Source organism: Arthrobacter celericrescens (assembly GCF_003614925.1).
Taxonomy (GTDB): domain Bacteria; phylum Actinomycetota; class Actinomycetes; order Actinomycetales; family Micrococcaceae; genus Arthrobacter; species Arthrobacter celericrescens.
Map to the genome: position 1 here is coordinate 24,729 of NZ_QYLP01000034.1, position 21,002 is coordinate 45,730.

Below are 21,002 nucleotides of genomic sequence, written 5' to 3' on the forward strand. Positions count from 1 at the left end.
GTTGCTGGGGGCTTTTGCTTGGGCCTGCCCGGGCTGCTGGGCGCCGGTGGCTGTGTGCCTCAAACTCTGCCCGGCGGCCTGGTCCGACAGAAGACACCAAACAGCTATGCGGGGTATCAGCGCAGACTATGGGGCTGTTGTGGCGCCGTGGGCCAGGCGGACCAAGTCCGCAAGAATCGCCGGAAGGACTGGCACCTCCGCCGACTCAATCTCCGGCAGGGACCACCAGCGGCTGCCTTTCAGCGAAGCCCGTTCCGCCGTCGTGAACTGGACGTCCTTCACCGCTTGGGTGCCGGCCGGGAGGGTGGCATGGAAGAAGCTGTCGCGCTGCAGCGTGCGGACGCCTTGGAATGTGAGGACGAATTCCGAGGTTCCCACTGGTCCGTGGACCGATTCGATGCTCAGGCCGGTCTCCTCAAGGAGTTCGCGCCGCGCAGCCTGCGCGGGATCCTCGCCAGGTTCCAGACCGCCGCCCGGGGTGATCCACCAACTGCCTTTGCCGGGGTCCGCGGGGTCCGAATCTTCCATCAGGAGGAGCCTGTTCTGCTGGTCGAAAAGCAGCACGCGGCCGCCCAGGCGCAAGGGCAGGTCAGTGGTGGCGTCATTGCCGGGAAAATCCATCCCGGCAGCTTGCCAGCTTTCTTGGCCCGCGCGGAAGGAGTGTCCACGGGGCGGCTGCTTGCCTGCCTTCGCTGGGTCGCTAAAAAGTCAGACCCCCTTGCTTCAATAAGTTCATGGAGACCACCACCAGCCTGGACGGGAGGACGCCGCAGCCTGCCGCGGCGTTCGACCCGTTGGACGTGCTGGACGGGCTGGTCTCCACCTTGGAGTCGGTGGAGTCGGCGATTGCCGGTTTGCAGGCGTTGCGTGAGTACGCGCTGGCAATAGCGTCCAAGGTGGCGGAGGTGATGGCTGCGGAGGACATGGACGACGGCGGCAAGAATGGCGGCGGCGCGCCGGCCGGGTTCAAGGGTGCGCGATGGGACGCGGCAGAGCTCGCCCACCGCGCCGTGGCGGCGGAGATCGCCACCGCGACCCGGGCGAACGACCGCACGATCCAGCGGCAGATGGGCCAAGCCGTGGAGCTTTTGGACCGCTTCCCCGGCGCGTTCGGGGCCCTGGCGCAGGGACGGATTAGCCTGGCCCATGCCCGGGTGATCCAGGACGCCGGGTCCGGGCTGGATGATCCTGCGGCTTTGGCGCGGTACGAAGCCGTGGTGGTGGAATGCGCGGAACGGCAGGCGCCTGGGCGGGTGCGGCGCCTGGCCGTCCGGGAGGCCGAGAAAGCCCAGCCCGAACCGCTGATCACTCGGCATGAACGGGCCTGTGAGGAACGGCGGGTCTGGGTCACGCCCCTGCCCGACGGCATGGCCGAACTCGCCGCAATCCTGCCCGCGGCGGTCGCATACGGCATCCACGACCGGCTTACGAACATGGCCCGTGCACACGCAGACATGGCAAAGAGCCATGCCGATGCCGATATGGCTCAACACAGCCAACCCGGGGCCTTCGGTCCGGCGTGGCCCACGCACCAGGCCGGCCCCGCCGTAGGGGACCGGAACCCTGTAGCCGACCGAACCACCGATCAACTCCGCGCCGATCTCTTGTCGGATCTGTTGTTGCGCAGCGCGCCGGCCGGGCACGACACCCCGGACGGACTCCTGGCAGCGATCACCGGCCGGGTGGATGTCACCGTCCCCGTCCTGACCCTGATCGGCCAAGAAGGCGCCGCGACGTCCAATGGCTCAGCTGGCAGGGCTTTCCGGACCGACGCATCAGGCAACACCGCCAGAGCCGGAGCCCCCGACACCGTGGCCTCACAGGTCCCCGCCGAGCTCGACGGGCGCCATCCCATCGACCCCGCCACCGCCAGGATCCTCGCAGGCCAGGCCACCGTCTGGAACAGGGTCCTTACCGACCCGTACACCGGTGCGGTGCTGGCCGTGGACAGATACCGGCCCGGCGAAGACCTCAAACGCTTGCTTGCGGCCCGCGACACCAGATGCCGCTTCCCCTGCTGCGGCATCCCCGCACGCGAGCTGGACTTGGACCACACCCACGACGCCGCCCTCGGCGGGGCAACGGAAGCCGGCAATCTCGCCGGACTGTGCCGGCGCCACCACATGCTCAAACACCACTCACGATGGAACGTCCGGCAAACAGGGGCCGGAGTCCTCGAATGGACCAGCGCGACAGGCCGAACCTACACTGACCATCCGCCGGTCCCCGCAACCCACATTCCAGCCGCCGCCCAAAGACTACGAGCGGCGCAAGGTGATGCCCCCAAGCCTGGCGATGCAAGCGACCCGCCGCCATTCTGAGTTGAGCGCAATCGAAGCCGCCATCTACCGCCACCCGTCCACCGGCCAGGTCATGAACGCCGGCTCCTCGTAAGGGTGCGCAGCGCGCAGGGCCCGCACCACGCCGTCGAGCAGTTCTTCCTCCACCACGCACTCGATCCGGAGCTCGGGCACCTGCTCGGGTTCGTTGACGGCGCCAATGAAGGGTTGGGCCCCGGCCAGGGGAGTGAAGCGGCCGGTGCCTGGGGTGGTAAACGCGCAGTGGCTGTAGTCGCCGATCCGGCCGGCACCGGCGCCTCCGATGGCAGCCAATAGCGCCTCGCTGTGCGGCAGCGGAACATAGACCACCAGGGCGTGGAGTTGATTCATGCCACCATCCTGCCAGCGGCCCCGGAATCATGCGGAAAACAGGTCAAAGGAACGTTTCTCATTTCCATTGCCAAACCGGACGGTCTCATCGGAACATTGGTATGTACACCGATTGGGGCAATCTCAAGGTTGTGAGGCGTAGGGCCTGTTGGGGAGGCCGGACCCGGCGTCTCAACGGAGTACCGCAGGAATGGGCGCATTGGGGGCGTCCATTTTTTCGTTAAGGCGTGAGGTGGCCCGGCGAACCCCGATGCGACGCCGCAGGGGCCGCCCGGATGGCCCGATTGGGAGATGCCGGAAAACTCGGGTACAGTAAGACCTGCTTTTGATTCAAAAGCGCTGGAGAATTCGCCTAGCGGCCTATGGCGCACGCCTGGAACGCGTGTTGGGTTAACGCCCTCGGGGGTTCAAATCCCCCATTCTCCGCGGTGAGGCCCCGGTCCTTCGTTTGAAGGACCGGGGCCTTTTGCGTCGCCAAACGACGAGCGTCGCCGAGCGATCAGTGTCGCCGAGCGATCAGTGTCGCCGACCGCGCCGTCGCTACTCAGCTCCGCGCCGTCGCTTAACATTCAGCTCCGCGCCGCCGCCACCCGCTCCAGCACTTCGCGGCAGGCGAGGATGGCCGGATGGATCCGGCCGGCCTTGCGCGTGGACGTGAAGATGGTGCGGTGCGGCAGCTCGGGAAGCTCCAGCAGCTGCACGGACTTCTCGCGCCCCGTCCAGACGAGGTCCGGCATGAGCGCGACGGCGTTGCCCGACTCGATCAGCCGGACCTGGGCCTGGAGGTCCGCGGTTTCGTAGCGCACGTCCGGTTCGAAGCCAGCGGAACGGCACGCCTGCTCGGCCCAGTGACGGGATGCGGCGCCGTGCGGTTCCATGACCCATGGAAGCGACGCAGTGTCCGCCAGCGACGCGATGTTCTCGCCGCCCAGCCCCACCGGGGGAGTGGCCAGCCGGACCGGGTCGCTGGCCAGGGTGGCGCGGTCAAGGCCGGGATGGTGCGGCGCAGCATGGCCCGGGTACTGCTCGGCCACCACGATGTCGAAGTCCCGAGCCCACGTCTCGTATAGGGCAGTCTCCGGCTCGCGCTGGGTCATTTCCACCCGCACCTCGGGATATTCGCGCTTCATGATGGTGAGGAAGTCCGGCATCAGGGCCAGGGCGGCGGTTTGGAACACCGCCAGCCGGACCGTTCCGGTCACGGTCGAAAGCGACGCGGCAAGGTCCGTCTCGGCCGCCTCCAGGGTGGCCAGCAGGGTCGCTGCGTGCTCCACGAGGATCTCCGCCTGCGGCGTGAGCTGCACACGACGCCCGGACTTGCGCAGCAGCTCCACGCCGGCTTCCTTCTCGAGCAACGTCAGCTGCTGGGACACCGAGGACGGGCTGTACTTCATGGCGTCCGCCACCTCGGCCAGGGTCCCGCGGATCTTCAGTTCATGCAGCAATCGAAGCCGCCGGACGTCCAACATGGACCCTCCAAAATTGCTCAGAAAATCTAATGAATATCGTTCGGAAAAGTTCGCTTTTCCTAATCTGATTGTAGATCCATACTGGTGGAAACGAAGCACCATCCCCTAAGGAAATACGCGCATGAGCACACCAACCCGGGAATCCCGCGCCGCCGGAAACCACGGCCTTCCGGACGCCGGACACTTCCAGGAACTCGGCAACGAAGCCACCGCCTTGGTCCGCCACTGGCTCACCGAAGCCTCGAAGATTCCCGTCGACATCTCGGCCCAGCGCCTGGCCGGTGTCCTGAAGGACCCCAACGGCCTTGACTTCACTGTGGGATTCGTCGACGGCGTCATCCGCCCTGAGGACCTCTCCGTCGCCGCCCGCAACCTGGCCATGCTCGCCCCGAAGGTTCCGGCCTTCCTCCCCTGGTACATGCGTGCGGCCGTGCGCGCCGGCGGCATCATGGCTCCGGTCCTGCCGCAGGTGGTCATCCCGATCGCCCGCAAGGTCCTGCGCGAAATGGTCGGCCACCTGATCGTCGACGCCACCGACGCCAAGCTCGGCCCTGCCATCGCCAAGATCAAGCAGGACGGCGTCCACCTCAACATCAACCTGCTTGGCGAGGCAGTGCTGGGCGAGCACGAAGCCGACCGCCGCCTCGAGGGAACCCTCAAGCTCCTGGCGCGTGACGACGTCGACTACGTCTCCATCAAGGAATCCTCCACCGTGGCCCCCCACCCGCTCTGGGCCTTCGACGAAGCCGTGGACCACGTGGTGGAGAAGCTGACTCCGCTGTACCGCCTGGCCGCCTCCTTCCCCAAGCCCAAGTTCATCAACCTGGACATGGAGGAATACAAGGACCTCAGCCTCACCATGGCCGTGTTCAAGAAGATCCTGGACAAGCCCGAGTTCAAGGACCTCGAAGCCGGCATCGTGCTTCAGGCCTACCTGCCGGACGCACTGGCCGCCATGCAGGACCTCCAGGCATGGGCCGCCGCACGCCGCGCCAACGGTGGTGCTCCCATCAAGGTCCGTGTGGTCAAGGGCGCCAACCTGCCCATGGAACAGGTCCAGGCCTCCATCCAAGGCTGGCCGCTGGCCACCTGGAGCACCAAGCAGGACTCGGACACCAGCTACAAGAGCGTCCTGAACTACGCCCTCACCCCCGAGCACATCGACGCCGTCCGCATCGGCGTGGCCGGCCACAACCTCTTCGACATCGCCTTCTCCTGGCTGCTGGCCAAGGAACGCGGCGTCACCGGAGGCATCGAATTCGAAATGCTCCTCGGCATGGCCACCGGCCAGGCAAGCGCGGTCCGCAAGGACGTCGGCAGCCTCCTCCTCTACACCCCGGTGGTGCACCCGGGCGAGTTCGACGTCGCCATCGCCTACCTGATCCGCCGCCTCGAAGAGGGCGCCAGCCAGGACAACTTCATGTCCGCCGTCTTCGAACTCAGCGAGAACGAGAGCCTCTTCGAACGCGAGAAGCAGCGCTTCTTCGCCTCCCTCGCCGAGCTGGACGATTCCGTGCCCGCCCCGAACCGCACCCAGGACCGCAGCCAGTCCCCGGTTCCGGCGCCGCAGGACGCCTTCGCCAACACCCCGGACACCGACCCCGCCCTCCCGGCCAACCGCGCCTGGGGCCGCGCCATCCTCGAGCGCATCCCGGGCTCCACCGCCGGCAACGCCGTGGTCGAATCCACCAAGGTCGCCTCGGCCGAGGAACTGGACCGCATCATCGCCACGGCCGTCTCCGCGGCAGATAAATGGGGTGCCCTGCCCGCCGCCGAGCGGGCCGCCATCCTGCACCGCGCCGGCGACATCCTGGACGCCCGCCGTGCCGAACTGCTGGAGGTCATGGCCTCCGAAACGGGCAAGACCATCGAACAGGGCGACCCGGAAGTCAGCGAGGCGGTCGACTTCGCGCACTACTACGCCGAGCGTGCGAAGGACCTGGAAACGGTCGACGGCGCCACGTTCGTCCCGGCGAAGCTCACCGTGGTGACCCCGCCGTGGAACTTCCCGGTCGCCATCCCCGCCGGGTCCACCCTCGCGGCGCTCGCCGCCGGCTCCGCCGTCGTCATCAAGCCCGCAAAGCAGGCCCGCCGCTCCGGTTCCGTCATGGTGGACGCCCTGTGGGAGGCCGGTGTGCCCCGCGAAGTGCTGGCACTCGTGCAGCTCGAAGAGCGCGAGCTCGGCACCCAGTTGGTCTCGCACCCGGACGTGGACCGCGTGATCCTTACCGGCGGCTACGAAACCGCGGAACTGTTCCGCTCCTTCCGTAAGGACCTGCCACTGCTGGCCGAAACCTCCGGCAAGAACGCGATCATCGTCACCCCGCACGCGGACCTGGACCTCGCCGCCAAGGACGTCGTGTACTCGGCCTTCGGCCACGCAGGACAGAAGTGCTCCGCCGCCTCGCTGGTGATCCTGGTGGGCTCCGTGGCCACGTCCACCCGCTTCCGCAACCAGCTGCTGGACGCCGCCCGCTCACTGCAGGTGGGCTACCCGGACCAGGCCACCACCCAGATGGGCCCGATCATCGAGCCGGCCAAGGGAAAGCTGCTGCACGCCCTGACCACCCTGGGCGAGGGCGAAAGCTGGGCAGTGAAGCCGGAGAAACTGGACGAAAGCGGCCGGCTGTGGTCCCCGGGCATCCGCTACGGCGTCAAGCGCGGCTCCTACTTCCACCTCACCGAATTCTTCGGGCCCGTGCTCGGCGTGATGACCGCAGCCACCCTCGAGGACGCCATCGCCATCCAGAACGAGATCGAATACGGACTCACCGCTGGCCTCCACTCGCTGGACTCCGAGGAAATGGGCACCTGGCTGGAGACCATCCAGGCCGGAAACCTCTACGTCAACCGCGGTATCACCGGTGCGATCGTGCAGCGCCAGCCCTTCGGCGGCTGGAAGAAGTCGGCGGTAGGCGCAGGTACCAAGGCCGGCGGCCCGAACTACCTGATCGGCCTGGGCAGCTGGGTTCCCGCTGAGCCCGCCGCCAAGCCCGGAGCCACCCTGACCGGCCCGGCCGCGGCAATCCTCGCCGCCGCCAAGACCACTGTGAGTGCGAAGGAAGCCAGCGCCCTGCAGCAGGCCTTGCACAGCGACGCCGCAGCCTGGGCCGGGGAGTTCGGCACCGCCAAGGACGTCTCCGGACTGAGCGCGGAACGCAACGTCTTCCGCTACCGGGCCTTCCCGGTGACCGTCCGCCTGTCCGAAGGCGCCCCGCTCGCCGAACTGCTGCGCGTTGTCGCCGCCGGCGCGGTGGCCGGTTCGGCCGTCACGGTGTCCTCCGCCGTCGAGCTGCCCGACGCCGTCGTGGCCGCCTTCGCCGAAGCGGGCGTCACCGCCCGGATCGAGAACGACGCCGAATGGCTGGCAGCGGCGGCCCGGATGGAAGGCGGACGCATCCGCCTGATCGGCGGGGACTACAGCGCCCTGGCCGACGCCACCGGCGGCCGGCCCGACGTCGCCGTCTACCACGGCCAGGTCACCCCGGCAGGCCGCGTCGAGATGCTGCCCTTCCTGCACGAGCAGGCTGTCAGCATCACGGCACACCGCTTCGGTACGCCGAACCACCTTTCGGATGCGCTGATCTAGCGGGAGGAAATCTAGGCCACGCCCAGGCGCAACAGCCGCGCCCGGGCGGCCTTCTCGCTGGAGCTCTGCCGTCCCAGGCCGAGGCGCACGACGGCGAGCACCAGCCGGGCGGGCAGCACGGTGGGCAGCGGGATTGGACCCAGGTGCGGCGTCCGCAGGCCGAGCAGCTCCCGGTACCTCGGGTCCAGGCTTGCGACGGCGGCATTGAAGAGGATGCGGTACCCGGCCCGCAGGGAGGGTGCCAGGGGAGGGTTGCGGATGAACTCCACGGTTTCCCGGAGCCGGGCATCGGAACGGAGCTCGCCCGAGGCGTACCAGCGGTCCATTTCCTCGGCGACCCCGGCGACAGTCTCCGGAGGGTTGATGACTCCCATCAGCCGCCCGGCCTGCGCCCACTCCCGCACGTACGCGTCGGCGCCGCCGGGGATGGAGCCGCCCCAGATGCGATGGACGGAAACAAAGGAGTCGGCGTAGGTGGCGTGCACCCAGCCGAGCAGTTCGGGATCGAGGGCGGAGTAGCTGCGCGGCTTGCCCTGGTTGTCGGTGTACGTGCCGTGCACGAAGCGGTGGACCTGCCGCACCTTCGCCGTGGCCTCCCGTGCGGCGGCCTCGGAGCCGTAGCTGACCGTGAAGATCCAGCGGATGGTGCCGGCCAGCCGGCCCAGCGGATCCTCCCGGAACGCGGAGTGGTCGTAGACCCCCGCGAGGGCGCCGGGATGCAGGGACTGGGTCAGCAGGACCCGGATGCCGGAGATGATCGTGGCCATGGATCCGTGCACCGCCCACACGGCCGAGCCGGGACGGTGGTAGCCGGGGTCGTTGCCCTCGGCGAGTGCCAGCACCCAGTCAGGGATCCCGTGCGGGTGGCCGGTGAAGGTCGTCCGCAGTTCGCCCCGCCATTTCCGGATGAAGCTGACCATCACTCATTTTGTGCCCGGGGCGGCCTCCCGGCAAAGAGGCACGAACGCAAAAGGTGGCCGCGGCACTCACGCCGCGGCCACCTTCCGCAATCACTCCCGCAGTCAGGCTGCCGGCTGCTCAGTAAGCACCCGGCGTCGGCGTCCCGGGGAGGCTGCCACCAGCAGCGCGGCGATCGCGACGGCGGCACTCAGGATCAGTCCCGGACGGTACTGTTCCAGCATCGCGGCCGCGTCCGGGGCGCCCGCCGCATGGCCGTGCCCGCTGACGATCGCCGTGGTGACAGCGAGCACCAGGGCCGCGCCCACCTGCGTACTCGTCTGGATCAGGCCGGCGGCCAGGCCCTGTTCGGAGTCGCGGATCCCGGCGGTCGCCTGGACGTTGATGGACGGGAAGGCCAGGGCGAAGCCGATGCCGAGCAGGATGATCGAGGGCAGGATGTCCAGCACGTAGTTGGGCGTGGTGCCCACTCGCAGGAACAACACGTATCCCAGGCCCAGGGACACCAGCCCGGTGAGGATCAGCGTGGTGGCTCCGAACCTGTCGATCAGCCGGTCCGCGAACGGGGCGCTCGTGGCCACGATCAGGCCAGCGGGGAGCAGGGCCAGGGCCATGCCCAGCGGAGACCAGCCCAGCACGGACTGCAGGAACAGGGTGACGATGAACTGGAAGCTCAGGTAGGAACCGAACAAGCCGATCGCGCTCAGGTTGGCCTTGGCCACCCAGCCTTCGCGCAGGATGCCGAAGCGGATCAGCGGGTGCTTGACCTTGTTCTCGATTACGGCGAACGCCGCCAGCACCGCGGCGGAGACTGCGAACCCGGCGATTGTTGCCACAGATCCCCAGCCCTTTTCCGGAGCCGATACCAAGGTGTACACGAGGCCGAGCATGCCCAGGGCGAGCGTTACCGCGCCCCAGATGTCGTGCCCGCTGTTTTCCGCCGTCGGCTTGTCCTTCGGGATGTACCGGAGGCCGAGGAGGACGACGACGACGGCGATCGGCACCGAGACGAGGAACGTCCAGCGCCAGCTGAGGCTGGTCATGAGGCCGCCGACCACCAGGCCGAGCGAGAAACCGCTCGCCCCGAAAGTGGTGAAGATGGATAGTGCCTTGTTGCGCTCGCGGCCTTCCGCGAAGTTGGTGGTGATGATGGAGAAACCGGTGGGCGCCGTGAACGCGGCCGCCAGTCCCTTGACGAAGCGGGTGGCGATCAGGACGGTGGGGTCGTTCACCAGGCCGCCCAGCAGGGAGGCGGCAGCGAAGACGCTGAGGGCGATCAGGAAGATCCGGCGCCGGCCCAGAAGGTCGGCGAGGCGGCCGCCCAAGAGCAGCAGGCTTCCGTAGCCCAGGACGTAGGCGGACACGATCCACTGCAGGGAGTCGGTGCCAAGTCCGAGTTCGTGGCCAATGGAGGGAAGGGCGACGCCCACCATGGAAACGTCCAGGCCGTCGAGGGCGAGGACGGTGCAGACCACCATCAGCAGGAGCCACTGGGCGCGGGTCCAGCGGACGGCATCGTGGAGTTTTTCGGCAGATCTTTCGAGGGTGTTCGTCGAAGTCATGGCATCAAGGTATATGACGCGTCATTCAATGACAAGGAATATGACGCGGAATCTTATGACGTGGCATTTAAATGTGCCATGAACTAGAATCGGGGCATGGCAACGACAGACCGCCAGTTGGTTGAGCAATGGCGCAGCATCCAGGACGCCTACTTCCGCACCTCCTGTGCGATCGACCGGGCGCTTGAGGCCAAGTTCGATATCGGCCTCAACGAATTCGAAATCCTGGACCTCGTGGCGGAGAGTTCCGAGACCGCATGCCGCATGAAGGCCCTTGGGGAGCGCACCCCCATGACGCAAAGCGCCGTGTCCAAGGTGGTGGACCGGCTCGAAAAAGCCGGGCTCCTGGCCCGGCATTCCTGCGCGGACGATCGCCGCTCCCTGTTCCTCGAACTGACCGCCGCTGGCCGCAAGCTCCACGAGCAGGCCGCCGTCGAGCACCGCGCCCTGCTGAAGGAAAACCTCAGCTGAGCGGAGCGCTCCCCGCGGGGGGTTCCTTTTCCCTTCCCGTGACGTCAGAATAGGCGTGTGCGTCCGGGCTAGGAGGGCGCTGCGTTATGGGGAGTGCAAGTGGGTAAACACCACGAAGCCGGCCAGGTGTTCGTCTTGGTGCGGTCGAAGGCTTTCGGACGATCCTTGTTCTGGAGCCTCTTCGGAGTCCTGATGTTGCTGGCATTTGGTGCCCAGGGCCCCCTACCCATGGCGTCATCCCAAGCCGAACCTGTCGCGAGCGGCACGGTGGGCCCGTACCTGCTGGACGACGGCGGCCCGACCACCTCCCCGACGGCCGGTGCCGACGCGATCCTCTCCTTTGAACGGACCACCGTGGATACCGTCGCGAAGAGCGGCAAACGCCACCTCAACGTTGCGTCACGGGACCTGGACAGGCCGGGTAAGGGCAAGCTCTACGCTCCCCTCGAGGATCTGGTTCCCACGTCCCCTTTCGGCCTTCGCATTGACCCGCTGAGCGGAAAGCCCGGCGAGTTCCACTGGGGCCGGGACTTCGCGGCCGCCTGCGGTGCCCGGGTCTACGCCGCCGACGCCGGTGTGGTCCGCGCCGTCGGCTGGCACTTGTGGGGCGGCGGAAACCGGGTGGAAATCGACCACGGCAACGGTCTCATCACCACTTACAACCACCTGCAGGCGATCGGGGTCACGAAGGGCCAGTCGGTCAAGGTGGGGCAGGTCATCGCCAAGGTCGGCACCACAGGATCCTCGACCGGGTGCCACTTGCATTTCGAGACCATCGTCAACGGCACGCACACTGATCCCGCCGCTTGGACCCTCATCCCGATCAGGCAGTCCGACCCGCTCGACAACCTCCCGATGGTCAGCTTCGCCCCGGGGTCGGGAACCACGGAGGCCGAAGCGCCGGCCTGGGCGGTTCCAGTGGAGGCGGCCCCTGAGCGGGAAGTCATCGGCGGTGAGCAGGAGGCCCGCGTCACGGCGACGCCAACGGCAAGTCCTACGGCTACGGCTACTCCGAGTCCGACGGCAACCAGTACTGCTACGCCGACGCCGACTCAGACCCAAACTCACACAGCAACGCCGACGCCGACGCCCACAGAAACCCCGACGCCAACAGAAACGCCGACGCCCACAGAGACTGCGACGCCGACACCGACCGCCACCCCAACGCAGAGCACGCTTCCCGCACCGGCCCCGACAGCACCCGCCCCGACCGTGACCGAGACGCCGGTCCCCACGCTGACCGAAACCCCCGTCCCCACGCTGACCGAGACCCCCACGCTGACCGAAACCCCCGTGCCCACGAGCCCGCTGCCTAGTACGACCACGCTCGAGGTGAGTCCGTCTCCGTCGGAGACGCTTCCGGAATCAACGGCTCCGACCCCTTGAGCGGCTCCCCGACAGGTTCCCGCAGCGACGCCGTTTTCGGCTGCGTCCTTCCCCCGCATTAGACTCGGACCCATGTCTCCTCTCCACTCCATCCCGCTCACCTTCAACGACGGCTCTGAAGGGGACTTCGGGCGCTTCGCCGGCAAGGCCGTGCTGGTGGTCAACGTGGCTTCCGCCTGCGGCTACACCAAGCAGTACGCGGGACTGGAGGAGCTGTATGGCAAGTACCGTGGGCAGGGCCTCGAGATCCTGGGTGTGCCGTGCAACCAGTTCGGCGGCCAAGAGCAGGGCAGCGACGCCGAAATCGCCGAGTTCTGCCAGCGCAACTTCGGCGTCACGTTCCCGCTGATGAGCAAGAGCAACGTGCTCGGCAAGCAGCAGCACCCGCTCTACACCGAGCTCACCCGGCCCGCGGACGGCGCCGAACGGCAGAAGGTGAAATGGAACTTCGAGAAGTTCCTGGTCAGCCGCGACGGTGAGTTGCTCGCCCGCTTCCCGTCCGCCGTCGAGCCCGATTCCGCAGAGCTGATCGGCGCGCTCGAAGAAGCCCTCGCCTGACCTCGGGGCACCCCGCCGCACAGTCTCGACATCGGCCCCTCCCGGGAACACACTGGGCATGACCGCGCGGGCGGCCGCGCGCTCGGAACCCAAGGAGGATGCAGGCGATGGACAACAAGGATCTGGTGCAGAAGGCCGGCAAGGAACTTTTCATTGACCGGGACCCCAGCGCAATCGACCGCTGGTGGGCAGCCGATTACCGCCAGCACAGCGCCATGGCCGGAGATGGCCCCGGGGCGCTGCGCGAACTTGTGGCGAATGTCCCCGGGGACTTCCGTTTCGAGCCTGTACGCATACTCGCCGACGGCGATCTCGTCGCCGTGCACAGCACCTACCACGGCTTCGGTCCGGTGCCGCTGGTCGCCTTCGATATTTTCCGGATCGCCGACGGGAAACTTGCCGAACACTGGGATGCGCTGCAGCCAGTAGTGGAGGAGACGGCAAGCGGCCGCAGCCAGGTGGACGGCCCGACGGCGGTCACCGCACCCGAGCAGACCGAGGCGAACCGCGCCCTCGTGCTGGGCTTTGTCGAGGCAGTGCTCAGGGACGGGCAGGCCGAACGGATCGGCGAGTTCATCAGCTCCGAGCGGTACCTTCAACACAATCCGTCCGTGCCGGACGGATTGGACGGACTCGGCGCCGCCCTCAAGGCCTGGGCCGAGCAGGGCATCACCGTGCAGTACACCACGGTGCACCGTTCAGTGGCCGAAGGCGAGTTTGTCCTGACCCAGTCGGAAGGGCTGCTGGGCGGTAATCCGACGGCGTTCTACGACCTTTTCCGGGTGGACGGCGGGAAGATCGTGGAACACTGGGACGTCGTGGCGGAGATCCCGGAGTCGGTTCCGCACGGCAACGGGCTTTTCTAGGCCCTTCTAGGCTGCGGTGATCTTCAACGGGAGCGAGCGCCAGCCGCGCAGGGTGTTGTGCAGGTACGGCACCGGGTCCCCGGCCGGTTCGATGCTCCTGATCCGGGCTGCCATCTCGGTGAACAGCACGTCCATTTCGAGGCGGGAGATCGGCTGCCCTACGCATTGATGGATGCCCATGCCGAACGCCAGGTGTCCGCCGGCATTGCGGTCGATCCGGAATTCGTCCGCGGTGTCCCCCCACTGGCGGGCGTCGCGGTTCGCCGAACCCACGAACAGCAGCACCTTCGACCCGGCCGCCAGCGGAACGCCGCAGAACACCGTGTCGGTGGACACGGTCCGGAAGAAGGATTGGAAGGGCGATTCGAAGCGCAGTGCCTCGTCGATGGCGAACTTTGCCAGCCGCGGATTGGCATGCAGCGCCGCCCACTGTTCCGGGTGGGCGGCCAGCGCCTGCACAGTGTTCCCGATCGAGAACACCGTGGTGTCCAGCCCGGCCGAGAGCATGGCGCGCACCAGCAGCGCGGCCTGGTCCGCGGTGATTTCGCCGCGGTCAGCCGCAGCCCAGATTTGCGCGCCCATGCCGTCCGGAGCAAGGCTTTCCCGGGCGCAGTTGGCCATGACCCATTCGTGGGTGCCGGCGCCCTTCTCGAAAAATGAGCGGGAGCGCTCGTCGTCGGGCCCGAAGGCGCTGAAGTTCATGGCGCCGTGCGGCAGCAAGTTCTCCTCGCGGCCCTCCCGGGGGATCCCGACGGCGTCGCCGAACACCCGGAGGGGGAACAGCTCCGCAAGCTCCGTGACGCCGTCGAACGTCCCTTGTTCGATCAGCCGGTCCACCAGCTCCTTGGCGAAGACCTCGAACCCGGCCCGCAGGGAGCGCACGCCGCGCGGCGAGATCACCCCGGCCATCGCCGCACGCATCGGGCCGTGGACAGGCGGGTCGGACTCGAGGATGCCTTGCGGGCGCCACGCGGGCTCCTTGTGCAGGTTCTTAGGCCCCACGCCGGCGCCGGAGATGAAGGTGCGGTAGTCCTCAAGGATTTCGCGGCACTCTGCGAAACCGGCGAAGGCGGGAACCCCGTACTTCTCCAGCCACACCGCGGGACCGGCCGCGCGCATCCGGTCGAACAGCGGGTACGGATCGGCCAGGTTCCCATCCGTGTAGGGGTCGTCCGTGAAGACGGGAAGGGCCTGCGGGGGAGTCGTCTGTGACATCGGTGCCTCATTCCAGTCGCTTCGTCGCTGCGGGGCAGCGGATGTGTGGCCTCACGGTATCCGCCGCGGACGGACGGTGATAACAGCGATTCTCATTCTGCGGGAATACAGTTTGTCCAAGCGCCTGAATGCCCCGCACGATCTACTGCGTAACGGCCCACGGCGGAACGGAAGGACGGGCAGTGGCAGGACAGGCATCATTCGAGCGCGGCCTCAGGATCCTCTCCGCCGTCGCCGACGCCGGAGACACCACCGTTGAAGCCGTCGCCGCCAAACTGGGCATCCCGGTCAGCAGCACCTACCGCTACTTCCGGCAGCTGCGCGAGCTCGGCTTCGTCCAAGAGGACGCCGGGCTGTACCGACCGGGCCGGGCTCTGCTGTCCCTCTCCGGACGGCACCTGACGCAAAGCCACCTGGCCGAGGTGGGCACGGCTGTGCTCAAGGACATCGTGGACACCGTGGGCGAAACCGCCGTCATGGTGATCCGGGTGGGCACCCGCGCCATGTGCCTGCGCCGGGTCGAACCGGACAAGGCCATCAAGTACACCTTCGCCGTCAACGAACTCCTGCCGCTCAGTGCGGGAGCAGGCCCGCGGGCGCTGCTCGCCTGGGCGCCTGCCGACGTCGTGCGCCAGGTGCTCGACGGCGGACTGCCGCGCTTCACGGACAACACACCCACCGCGGAACAGCTGCAGTCCAGCCTCGCGCAGATCCGCACCTCCGGCTGGGTGGTCTCCCGCGGGGAACTCGACCCCGGCGCCGTGTCCGTGGCGGTTCCGGTGATGTTCGACGGCGAGGCCGTCTGCGCGCTTAACGTTGCCGGGCCGGAGAGCCGCTGCGGCTCGCGCACCTGGCTGAACAACACCCTGAAGACCATGAATGAGGCAGCGGAGAACCTGGCGGCGTCGCTGGGAACCCTCGCGGGCCAAGGAACAACACGCCGATACACAACACAGGAGGCAGGCGATGACGCCGCACACTCTGCTTGAAGTCGAGACCGGACCGGTGGTCCTGGGCGCCGCCCGGGCCACCCTGGAGGAACTGGTGCAGGTGGCGCGCCACCGCCGGCCGGTGGTGGTGGACGAAGCCGCGCTCGCGCGGATGAAGCCGAGCGAGGAATGGCTTGGCGGCGTCATGGAACGCATGGAAGCGGGCGAAGACACCGCCCCGATCTACAGCATCAACACCGGCTTCGGCTCCCTCGCCGGACGCAAGGCCTTCGACGAACCCTCGGACGCCGCCGAGCTCTCCCGCCGCCTGGTCATCTCCAACGCAGCCGGCGTGGGCCGCTACGTGGATGAGGAAGTGGTCCGGGCAACCATGTTCATCCGGATCGTCAGCCTGACCCAGGGCTACTCCGGGGTGCGGGCGGACATCGTGAAGACCCTGGCGGAGATGCTCAACCGCGGCGTGCACCCGGTCATCCCGGAATTCGGTTCCCTCGGTGCTTCCGGTGACCTGATCCCGCTGGCGCACATCGCGATCGTGATGTCCCGCTCCCACCAGGGCGAGGATCTGGAGCTGGATTCGGGCGAGGCCTTCGTGGACGGCGCCGTGGTGTCGGGCCTCTCCGCCATGAAGCACGCGGGCCTCGAAAGGCTTCCGCTCGGCGCCAAGGACGGCCTGGCCCTGCTCAACGGCACCTCCTTCTCCTGCGCCCAGGCTGCCCTTGCCCTGTACGACGCGCAGAACCTCCTGGAAACCGCGCAGGTCACCGCGGCCATGAGCATCGAGGCCCTCATGGGCTTCGGCGACGCCTTCATCGACGAACTGCACCAGGCCCGCGGCCAGCGCGGACAGATCGAGGTGGCGGCACGGCTGCGCGAACTGCTGTCCGGCAGCGGACTGGTGGACGGCGGCGCCGGCACGGACCCCATCCGCCAGCCCCCGCAGGACGCCTACTCGCTGCGCTGCATCCCGCAGGTGTTCGGCCCGGTCAAGGACACCCTGGACTTTGCCGCAGGCATCATCGGCAACGAAATCAACGCCGCCACGGACAACCCGCTGATCTTCCCGTCCCTGCCGTCCAGCCGCAGCCTGAAGGCCGTCTCGGGCGGCAACTTCCATGCCGAATACGTGGCCTTCGCCGCCGATTTCATCTCGATCGTGGTCACCGAGATCGGCAACATCACCGAACGCCGCCTCTTCCGGCTGGACGACGGCACCCTGAACCGCGGCCTGCCGGACATGCTGGTGGCCAGCGAACAAATCGGCATGGACTGCGGCTACATGCTGCCCCAGTACCTCGCCGCGGCCCTGGTATCCGACTGCAAGACCCTGGCCCACCCGGACAGCGTGGACTCCATCCCCACCTGCGCCAACCAGGAGGACCACGTCTCCATGGCCAACAACGCGGGCCGGCACACCCGGCAGATCGTGGCCAACATCGAAACCGTGGTGGCCGTGGAACTGCTCATGGCGGCCCAGGCCCTGGAACTGCGGATCGGCCTTCCTGCCACTGCGGGTGCCAAGCCCGGCCCGGCCAGCCTCGCCGCGCTCGCCTTCCTGCGCTCCTCTGCCTCCGACGACGGCCGTCCCATCGACCACATCACCCAGGACGTGGTGCTGTACCCGCGCCTGCGCAAGGCCACCGAACTGGTCCATTCCGGCGCCGTCATCCGGGCAGTCAACACCGCGATCGGGGCCGGACAATGACGCTACAGGCGGCCGAAGCCGCGGCAGCAGCGAAAGGCTTCACCCGCCTGACGGTGGGCAGCGTGCGCGAGGAAGCGGACGGCGTCGTCTCCGTCCTGCTGGAGGATCCCGACGGCGGCGCCCTGCCGGACTGGGAGCCCGGCGCCCACATCGACGTGCTACTGCCGAACGGGTTGCTCCGGCAGTACTCGCTGTGTTCGGACCCGGCCGACAACACGGGCTGGCGGTTTGCGGTGCTCCGCGAAGCCGACGGCCGCGGCGGCTCCACCTACATCCACGACAGCCTTCGTCCGGGCGACGTGGTCGAGGTCCGCGGGCCGAAACACAATTTCCAGGGCAGCACGCCGGCCCAGGGGGTGGCGCTGTACATCGCCGGCGGGATCGGGATCACCCCGCTGCTGCCGATGATCCGCGCCACTGAATCCGCCGGCAGGCCGTGGCGGCTCCTGTACCTGGGGCGCAGCCTCCGGTCCATGGCGTTCCTCGACGAACTCGCCGCACTCGACCCGGACGGCAGCCGCCTCCGGATCCACGCCAAGGATGAGTCCGGGGCCCTGGCGCTACCCGCCTATCTTGCGGACGCCACCGGCGCTGCCGTGTACGCGTGCGGACCGGCGAGGCTCCTCGACGAACTTCGGGCGGCGCATGCCGCGGGCACCGTGGCCGGGCTGGTGTTCGAGGACTTCGGCGGTTCACCGCTTCCGGGGGAAACGCCCGACGGCGGTGCCCGGGGAGAAGCGGAAAACGCGCCATTCGTCGTGGAAACCGCGGACGGCACCGAGGTGGAAGTCTCGGCGGCCGAGAGCATCCTCGATGCCCTGCACCGGGCCGGCGTCCCCGCCCTGAACTCGTGCCGGAAGGGGACATGCGGCACCTGTGAAACCCCCGTCCTGGACGGAATCCCGGAGCACAGGGACGGCATCCTCAGCGAGGAAGAGCGCGAGGCGAACGACACCATGATGATCTGCGTTTCACGCTGCCGCGGCGAAAGGCTGGTGCTGGACCTCTAAGGTCCACCGAGCCCCGATAATTTTCCAACATTCCCCCTGTAGGTCATCCTTTGTTCCCCGGATTTCTGCTTTCATTGCTTTATATGGGGGGATGACACTGGAGGCGCCGCCTCCTCATGGACCGAAGGCAGCCATGGAGTTCATCGAGGCCGAACATCCTCGGCCGGGACACGTCCTTCTGCACCTGAGCGATCCCCATCTGCTGGGCGGCCCGGGACCCTTATACGGAGCGGTTGACAGCGAATCCCGGCTTCGGCAGGCTTTCTCCGAGGTCCGGGCCTCGGGAATCCGTCCCGACGCTGTGATCTTCACCGGGGACCTCGCGGACCAGGGCGAACCCCTCGCTTACGCCAAGCTCCGCGGAATCGTGGAGCCCGCCTGCCAGGAGATGGGAGCCCGGGTCATCTGGGCCATGGGCAACCACGACGACCGCGCCAACTTCCGCGCCGGCCTCTTCGACCAGGACGCGAACGAAGCGCCGGTGGATCACAGCTACTTCGTCAACGGACTGCGGATCATCACCCTGGACACCACGGTGCCCGGTTTCCACCACGGCGAGCTCAGCGCCCGGCAACTCGACTGGCTCGCCCGGGAGCTGGCCACGCCGGCCCCGGACGGCACGATCCTCGCCCTGCACCACCCTCCGGTGCCCAGCGTGCTGGACCTGGCGGTCCTGGTGGAGCTGCGCGGCCAAAGCGAGCTGGCCGCCGTCGTCCGCAATACGGATGTCCGCACCATCCTGGGCGGGCATCTGCACTATTCAAGCAGCGCGATGTTCGCCGGCATCCCGGTCTCGGTCGCTTCGGCCACCTGCTACACCCAGGACCTCAACGTTGCCCAGGGTGGCACGCGCGGCCAGGACGGGGCGCAGGGCTTCAACCTGGTCCACGTCTACCAGGACACGATTGTGCACTCGGTGGTCCCGCTCGGCAGTTTCCGCACGGTGGGCGAGTACGTCAGCCCCGAGGAAACCCGACGGCGGCTGGCGGCGGCCGGGATCTGGATCCCGGAGCGCCCGGGCACCGAAGCGGCGAACCGCTCCCAGCGTCACTTCTCCCAGGGCGCCTTGATGGGGAAGTAGTCCTCCAGGAAGTCCGTCACCAGCTTGGCCCGTTTTTCCGCGGCCACCTCCGGGAAGCTGCCGTCATTGAGGCAGAAGAAATCCATGTTCCGCTTGGCAAGCAGGGTGGGCAGGTAGTGGAGTCCGGACCACATGGTGGTGTCCACGTACTTGACCTTCGCCGCCGTCTGCGTCACCGCGCGCCCGGTAAGCAGCGAGTAGTAGTGGTAGAAGGAGTTGGTCACCGAGATGTTGTCCGCGGCACGGAAAGTGCTTGCGGCGGTCTTGGCGAATTCGGCGGGGAACTCCTGCTCCATCCGGGCCGCGACGCTGCGCCGCAGCGGTGCCGCGGTGTGCTCCAGGTGGCGGGTGGTGACCCTGCCGAAGCGCTCCCACAGCAGCTTCCGGTTCATCCGCGCGGCGTTTTCGAACCCGCTGCGTTCGGCATCGTTCTCACCCAGCCCGATCCGGGTCTCGGCCTCGATGAACTTGGTGATTCCGCCCGGGGTGAAGAACATGTCCGGGCCTACGGGCCTGCCGAAGAACATGTCGTCATTGGAGTACAGGAAATGCTCCGAGAGGCCCTCGATGTGGTGCAGCTGGCATTCGACAGCCTGGGAGTTGTACGTGGGCAGCACCGAGGGGTCGCTGAAGAACTCCTCGCTGCGCACGATCCTCACCCGCGGGTGATCCGCGAGCCACGCGGGGACCGGGGAATCAGTGGCAATGAAAATCCGCCGGATCCACGGCGCGTACATGTACACCGAGCGCAGGGCGTACTTGAGTTCGTTGATCTGCCGGAAACGGGCCTCGTGCGCGTCCCCTTCACCCAGGACGGCACCTTTCATCTGGGCGCGGCGCGCCGCCACGTACTCCGGGTCGTTGCCGTCCACCCAGGAAAAGACGATGTCGATGTCGAAATCGATGTCCGACGCATGGTCTGCGAACATGTTCTCGATGGTCGGCCAGCTCAGCCCGTGACGCTCCACGGTGCCCCGCACGGCGTCCTGGCGCAGCATGGTGCGGCGGGTCAGCGAGTTCTCCACGGGGAGGATCAGTTGGCCCCCGTCGAACTCCCAAAGTTCCAGCTGGACCCCGAACGATGGTCCGTAACTGAGCCCGCTTTCGGCCACCACGCGCGGCCGGAAGAGCCGGAAAATCCGGGCCTTGCGGTTCGTGGAGAGCTCGCCGTCGGCTACCAGCAGGGTGGACTTCTTGCGGGCATCGACCGTCATGGCGTAGAACGGCTCGTTCCGGCAGGCCTCGGCCAGCGCGCCGCGGAGCTTCTTGCGTTCCCTCCAGTCGACGGCGATCACGGGCCGGTGGTCGTTGCCGCGGACCAGGATGAAATCCAGGCCGGCGGAGTCCAGCACCGCACGGACAAACAAGAGATCTTCCACCATGGCCTGCTGCGGCGTCGTGTCATGGTTCAGCAGGGCGTACCGCCCGCGGTGGCGGACGACGTCGGGCCGGTTCTTCAGGCGGGCGACGAGCGCCGGGGAGGTGGGCTCGGGAACAACTGCCTCGTCCTCCGCGGCGGGACTGCCGAAATAGCTGACGTGCTGGTTGATCTC

At 67.6% G+C, this 21,002-nt stretch carries 17 protein-coding genes and 1 tRNA gene; 11 read left to right on the forward strand and 7 right to left on the reverse strand.

From position 1 onward, the window contains the following. Positions 1-126: 126 nt before the first annotated feature. Positions 127-621, reverse strand: coding sequence for an NUDIX hydrolase (locus D3654_RS08780; protein WP_120521125.1), 495 nt, complete (start codon positions 619-621; stop codon positions 127-129). A gap of 113 nt (positions 622-734) precedes the next feature. Between D3654_RS08780 and D3654_RS08785 the strand changes: the two genes are divergently transcribed. Continuing rightward, positions 735-2,321 carry an HNH endonuclease signature motif containing protein gene (locus D3654_RS08785; protein ID WP_120521126.1) on the forward strand — a complete coding sequence of 529 codons (1,587 nt, stop codon included), beginning with the start codon at positions 735-737 and terminating at the stop codon, positions 2,319-2,321. A gap of 24 nt (positions 2,322-2,345) precedes the next feature. Here D3654_RS08785 and D3654_RS08790 read toward each other — a convergent pair whose 3' ends face one another. Continuing rightward, on the reverse strand, positions 2,346-2,669 hold the full coding sequence (locus D3654_RS08790; RefSeq protein WP_120521127.1) for a YqfO family protein: 324 nt from the start codon (positions 2,667-2,669) through the stop codon (positions 2,346-2,348). Positions 2,670-3,010: 341 nt separating this feature from the next. Between D3654_RS08790 and D3654_RS08795 the strand changes: the two genes are divergently transcribed. Then, a tRNA-Ser gene (locus D3654_RS08795) sits at positions 3,011-3,095 on the forward strand. A gap of 143 nt (positions 3,096-3,238) precedes the next feature. Here D3654_RS08795 and D3654_RS08800 read toward each other — a convergent pair. Next, positions 3,239-4,138 (reverse strand): LysR substrate-binding domain-containing protein, encoded by a 900-nt coding sequence (locus D3654_RS08800; protein WP_120521128.1) that lies wholly within the window; start codon positions 4,136-4,138, stop codon positions 3,239-3,241. A gap of 121 nt (positions 4,139-4,259) precedes the next feature. Here D3654_RS08800 and D3654_RS08805 point away from each other — a divergent pair, with 121 nt between their 5' ends. Further along, entirely contained in the window at positions 4,260-7,727 is a 3,468-nt protein-coding gene (locus tag D3654_RS08805; protein ID WP_120521129.1) for a proline dehydrogenase family protein, read from the forward strand. A gap of 11 nt (positions 7,728-7,738) precedes the next feature. Here the strand turns inward: D3654_RS08805 and D3654_RS08810 are convergent, their stop codons facing one another. Further along, positions 7,739-8,647: an oxygenase MpaB family protein gene (locus D3654_RS08810; protein WP_120521130.1), complete on the reverse strand. Its 909-nt coding sequence runs from the start codon at positions 8,645-8,647 to the stop codon at positions 7,739-7,741. A 102-nt stretch (positions 8,648-8,749) separates the two neighbouring features. Next, positions 8,750-10,207, reverse strand: coding sequence for an MFS transporter (locus tag D3654_RS08815; RefSeq protein WP_120521131.1), 1,458 nt, complete (start codon positions 10,205-10,207; stop codon positions 8,750-8,752). A 96-nt stretch (positions 10,208-10,303) separates the two neighbouring features. Here D3654_RS08815 and D3654_RS08820 point away from each other — a divergent pair, with 96 nt between their 5' ends. The 4 genes from D3654_RS08820 to D3654_RS08840 all read left to right on the forward strand — a co-directional run bounded on the left by D3654_RS08820 (position 10,304) and on the right by D3654_RS08840 (position 13,488). Beyond that, the gene (locus tag D3654_RS08820; RefSeq protein ID WP_120521132.1) at positions 10,304-10,678 is read left to right on the forward strand and encodes a MarR family winged helix-turn-helix transcriptional regulator; all 375 of its coding nucleotides are present in this window, start codon (positions 10,304-10,306) and stop codon (positions 10,676-10,678) included. Between the two features lie 228 nt (positions 10,679-10,906). After that, positions 10,907-12,064 (forward strand): M23 family metallopeptidase, encoded by a 1,158-nt coding sequence (locus D3654_RS20445; RefSeq protein ID WP_162943684.1) that lies wholly within the window; start codon positions 10,907-10,909, stop codon positions 12,062-12,064. A gap of 72 nt (positions 12,065-12,136) precedes the next feature. Then, a complete protein-coding gene (locus tag D3654_RS08835; RefSeq protein ID WP_120521133.1) occupies positions 12,137-12,622 on the forward strand; it encodes a glutathione peroxidase in 486 nt (161 codons plus the stop codon). A 107-nt stretch (positions 12,623-12,729) separates the two neighbouring features. Further along, positions 12,730-13,488, forward strand: a complete 759-nt coding sequence (locus D3654_RS08840) for a nuclear transport factor 2 family protein (protein ID WP_120521134.1) — start codon at positions 12,730-12,732, stop codon at positions 13,486-13,488. A 6-nt stretch (positions 13,489-13,494) separates the two neighbouring features. On the opposite strand, the gene D3654_RS08845 is transcribed toward D3654_RS08840, so the two are convergent. Continuing rightward, positions 13,495-14,703, reverse strand: coding sequence for a cytochrome P450 (locus D3654_RS08845; RefSeq protein ID WP_120521135.1), 1,209 nt, complete (start codon positions 14,701-14,703; stop codon positions 13,495-13,497). A 182-nt stretch (positions 14,704-14,885) separates the two neighbouring features. Here D3654_RS08845 and D3654_RS08850 point away from each other — a divergent pair, with 182 nt between their 5' ends. From D3654_RS08850 to D3654_RS08865, 4 genes are all read left to right on the forward strand, one after another. After that, a complete protein-coding gene (locus D3654_RS08850; RefSeq protein ID WP_245413153.1) occupies positions 14,886-15,692 on the forward strand; it encodes an IclR family transcriptional regulator in 807 nt (268 codons plus the stop codon). Beyond that, the gene (locus D3654_RS08855; protein ID WP_120521137.1) at positions 15,670-17,358 is read left to right on the forward strand and encodes an HAL/PAL/TAL family ammonia-lyase; all 1,689 of its coding nucleotides are present in this window, start codon (positions 15,670-15,672) and stop codon (positions 17,356-17,358) included. Before D3654_RS08850 ends, D3654_RS08855 begins: the two co-directional genes overlap by 23 nt. Beyond that, the gene (locus D3654_RS08860; RefSeq protein ID WP_120521138.1) at positions 17,355-18,368 is read left to right on the forward strand and encodes a PDR/VanB family oxidoreductase; all 1,014 of its coding nucleotides are present in this window, start codon (positions 17,355-17,357) and stop codon (positions 18,366-18,368) included. The genes D3654_RS08855 and D3654_RS08860 overlap by 4 nt, the downstream gene beginning before the upstream one ends. Positions 18,369-18,501: 133 nt before the next feature. Further along, on the forward strand, positions 18,502-19,449 hold the full coding sequence (locus D3654_RS08865; RefSeq protein ID WP_120521139.1) for a phosphodiesterase: 948 nt from the start codon (positions 18,502-18,504) through the stop codon (positions 19,447-19,449). Here the strand turns inward: D3654_RS08865 and D3654_RS08870 are convergent. Then, complete coding sequence (locus tag D3654_RS08870) at positions 19,416-20,831, reverse strand: stealth family protein (protein WP_120521140.1); 1,416 nt, start codon at positions 20,829-20,831, stop codon at positions 19,416-19,418. The two genes, D3654_RS08865 and D3654_RS08870, sit on opposite strands and share 34 nt — an antisense overlap. Positions 20,832-21,002 lie beyond the last annotated feature (171 nt).

Coding starts and splice junctions, on each gene's coding strand:
- D3654_RS08780 (WP_120521125.1), bottom strand. CDS start 621: ATGGATTTTCCCGGCAATGACGCCACCACTGACCTGCCCTTGCGCCTG.
- D3654_RS08785 (WP_120521126.1), top strand. CDS start 735: ATGGAGACCACCACCAGCCTGGACGGGAGGACGCCGCAGCCTGCCGCG.
- D3654_RS08790 (WP_120521127.1), bottom strand. CDS start 2,669: ATGAATCAACTCCACGCCCTGGTGGTCTATGTTCCGCTGCCGCACAGC.
- D3654_RS08800 (WP_120521128.1), bottom strand. CDS start 4,138: ATGTTGGACGTCCGGCGGCTTCGATTGCTGCATGAACTGAAGATCCGC.
- D3654_RS08805 (WP_120521129.1), top strand. CDS start 4,260: ATGAGCACACCAACCCGGGAATCCCGCGCCGCCGGAAACCACGGCCTT.
- D3654_RS08810 (WP_120521130.1), bottom strand. CDS start 8,647: ATGGTCAGCTTCATCCGGAAATGGCGGGGCGAACTGCGGACGACCTTC.
- D3654_RS08815 (WP_120521131.1), bottom strand. CDS start 10,207: ATGACTTCGACGAACACCCTCGAAAGATCTGCCGAAAAACTCCACGAT.
- D3654_RS08820 (WP_120521132.1), top strand. CDS start 10,304: ATGGCAACGACAGACCGCCAGTTGGTTGAGCAATGGCGCAGCATCCAG.
- D3654_RS20445 (WP_162943684.1), top strand. CDS start 10,907: ATGGCGTCATCCCAAGCCGAACCTGTCGCGAGCGGCACGGTGGGCCCG.
- D3654_RS08835 (WP_120521133.1), top strand. CDS start 12,137: ATGTCTCCTCTCCACTCCATCCCGCTCACCTTCAACGACGGCTCTGAA.
- D3654_RS08840 (WP_120521134.1), top strand. CDS start 12,730: ATGGACAACAAGGATCTGGTGCAGAAGGCCGGCAAGGAACTTTTCATT.
- D3654_RS08845 (WP_120521135.1), bottom strand. CDS start 14,703: ATGTCACAGACGACTCCCCCGCAGGCCCTTCCCGTCTTCACGGACGAC.
- D3654_RS08855 (WP_120521137.1), top strand. CDS start 15,670: ATGACGCCGCACACTCTGCTTGAAGTCGAGACCGGACCGGTGGTCCTG.
- D3654_RS08860 (WP_120521138.1), top strand. CDS start 17,355: ATGACGCTACAGGCGGCCGAAGCCGCGGCAGCAGCGAAAGGCTTCACC.
- D3654_RS08865 (WP_120521139.1), top strand. CDS start 18,502: ATGGAGTTCATCGAGGCCGAACATCCTCGGCCGGGACACGTCCTTCTG.
- D3654_RS08870 (WP_120521140.1), bottom strand. CDS start 20,831: ATGGTGGAAGATCTCTTGTTTGTCCGTGCGGTGCTGGACTCCGCCGGC.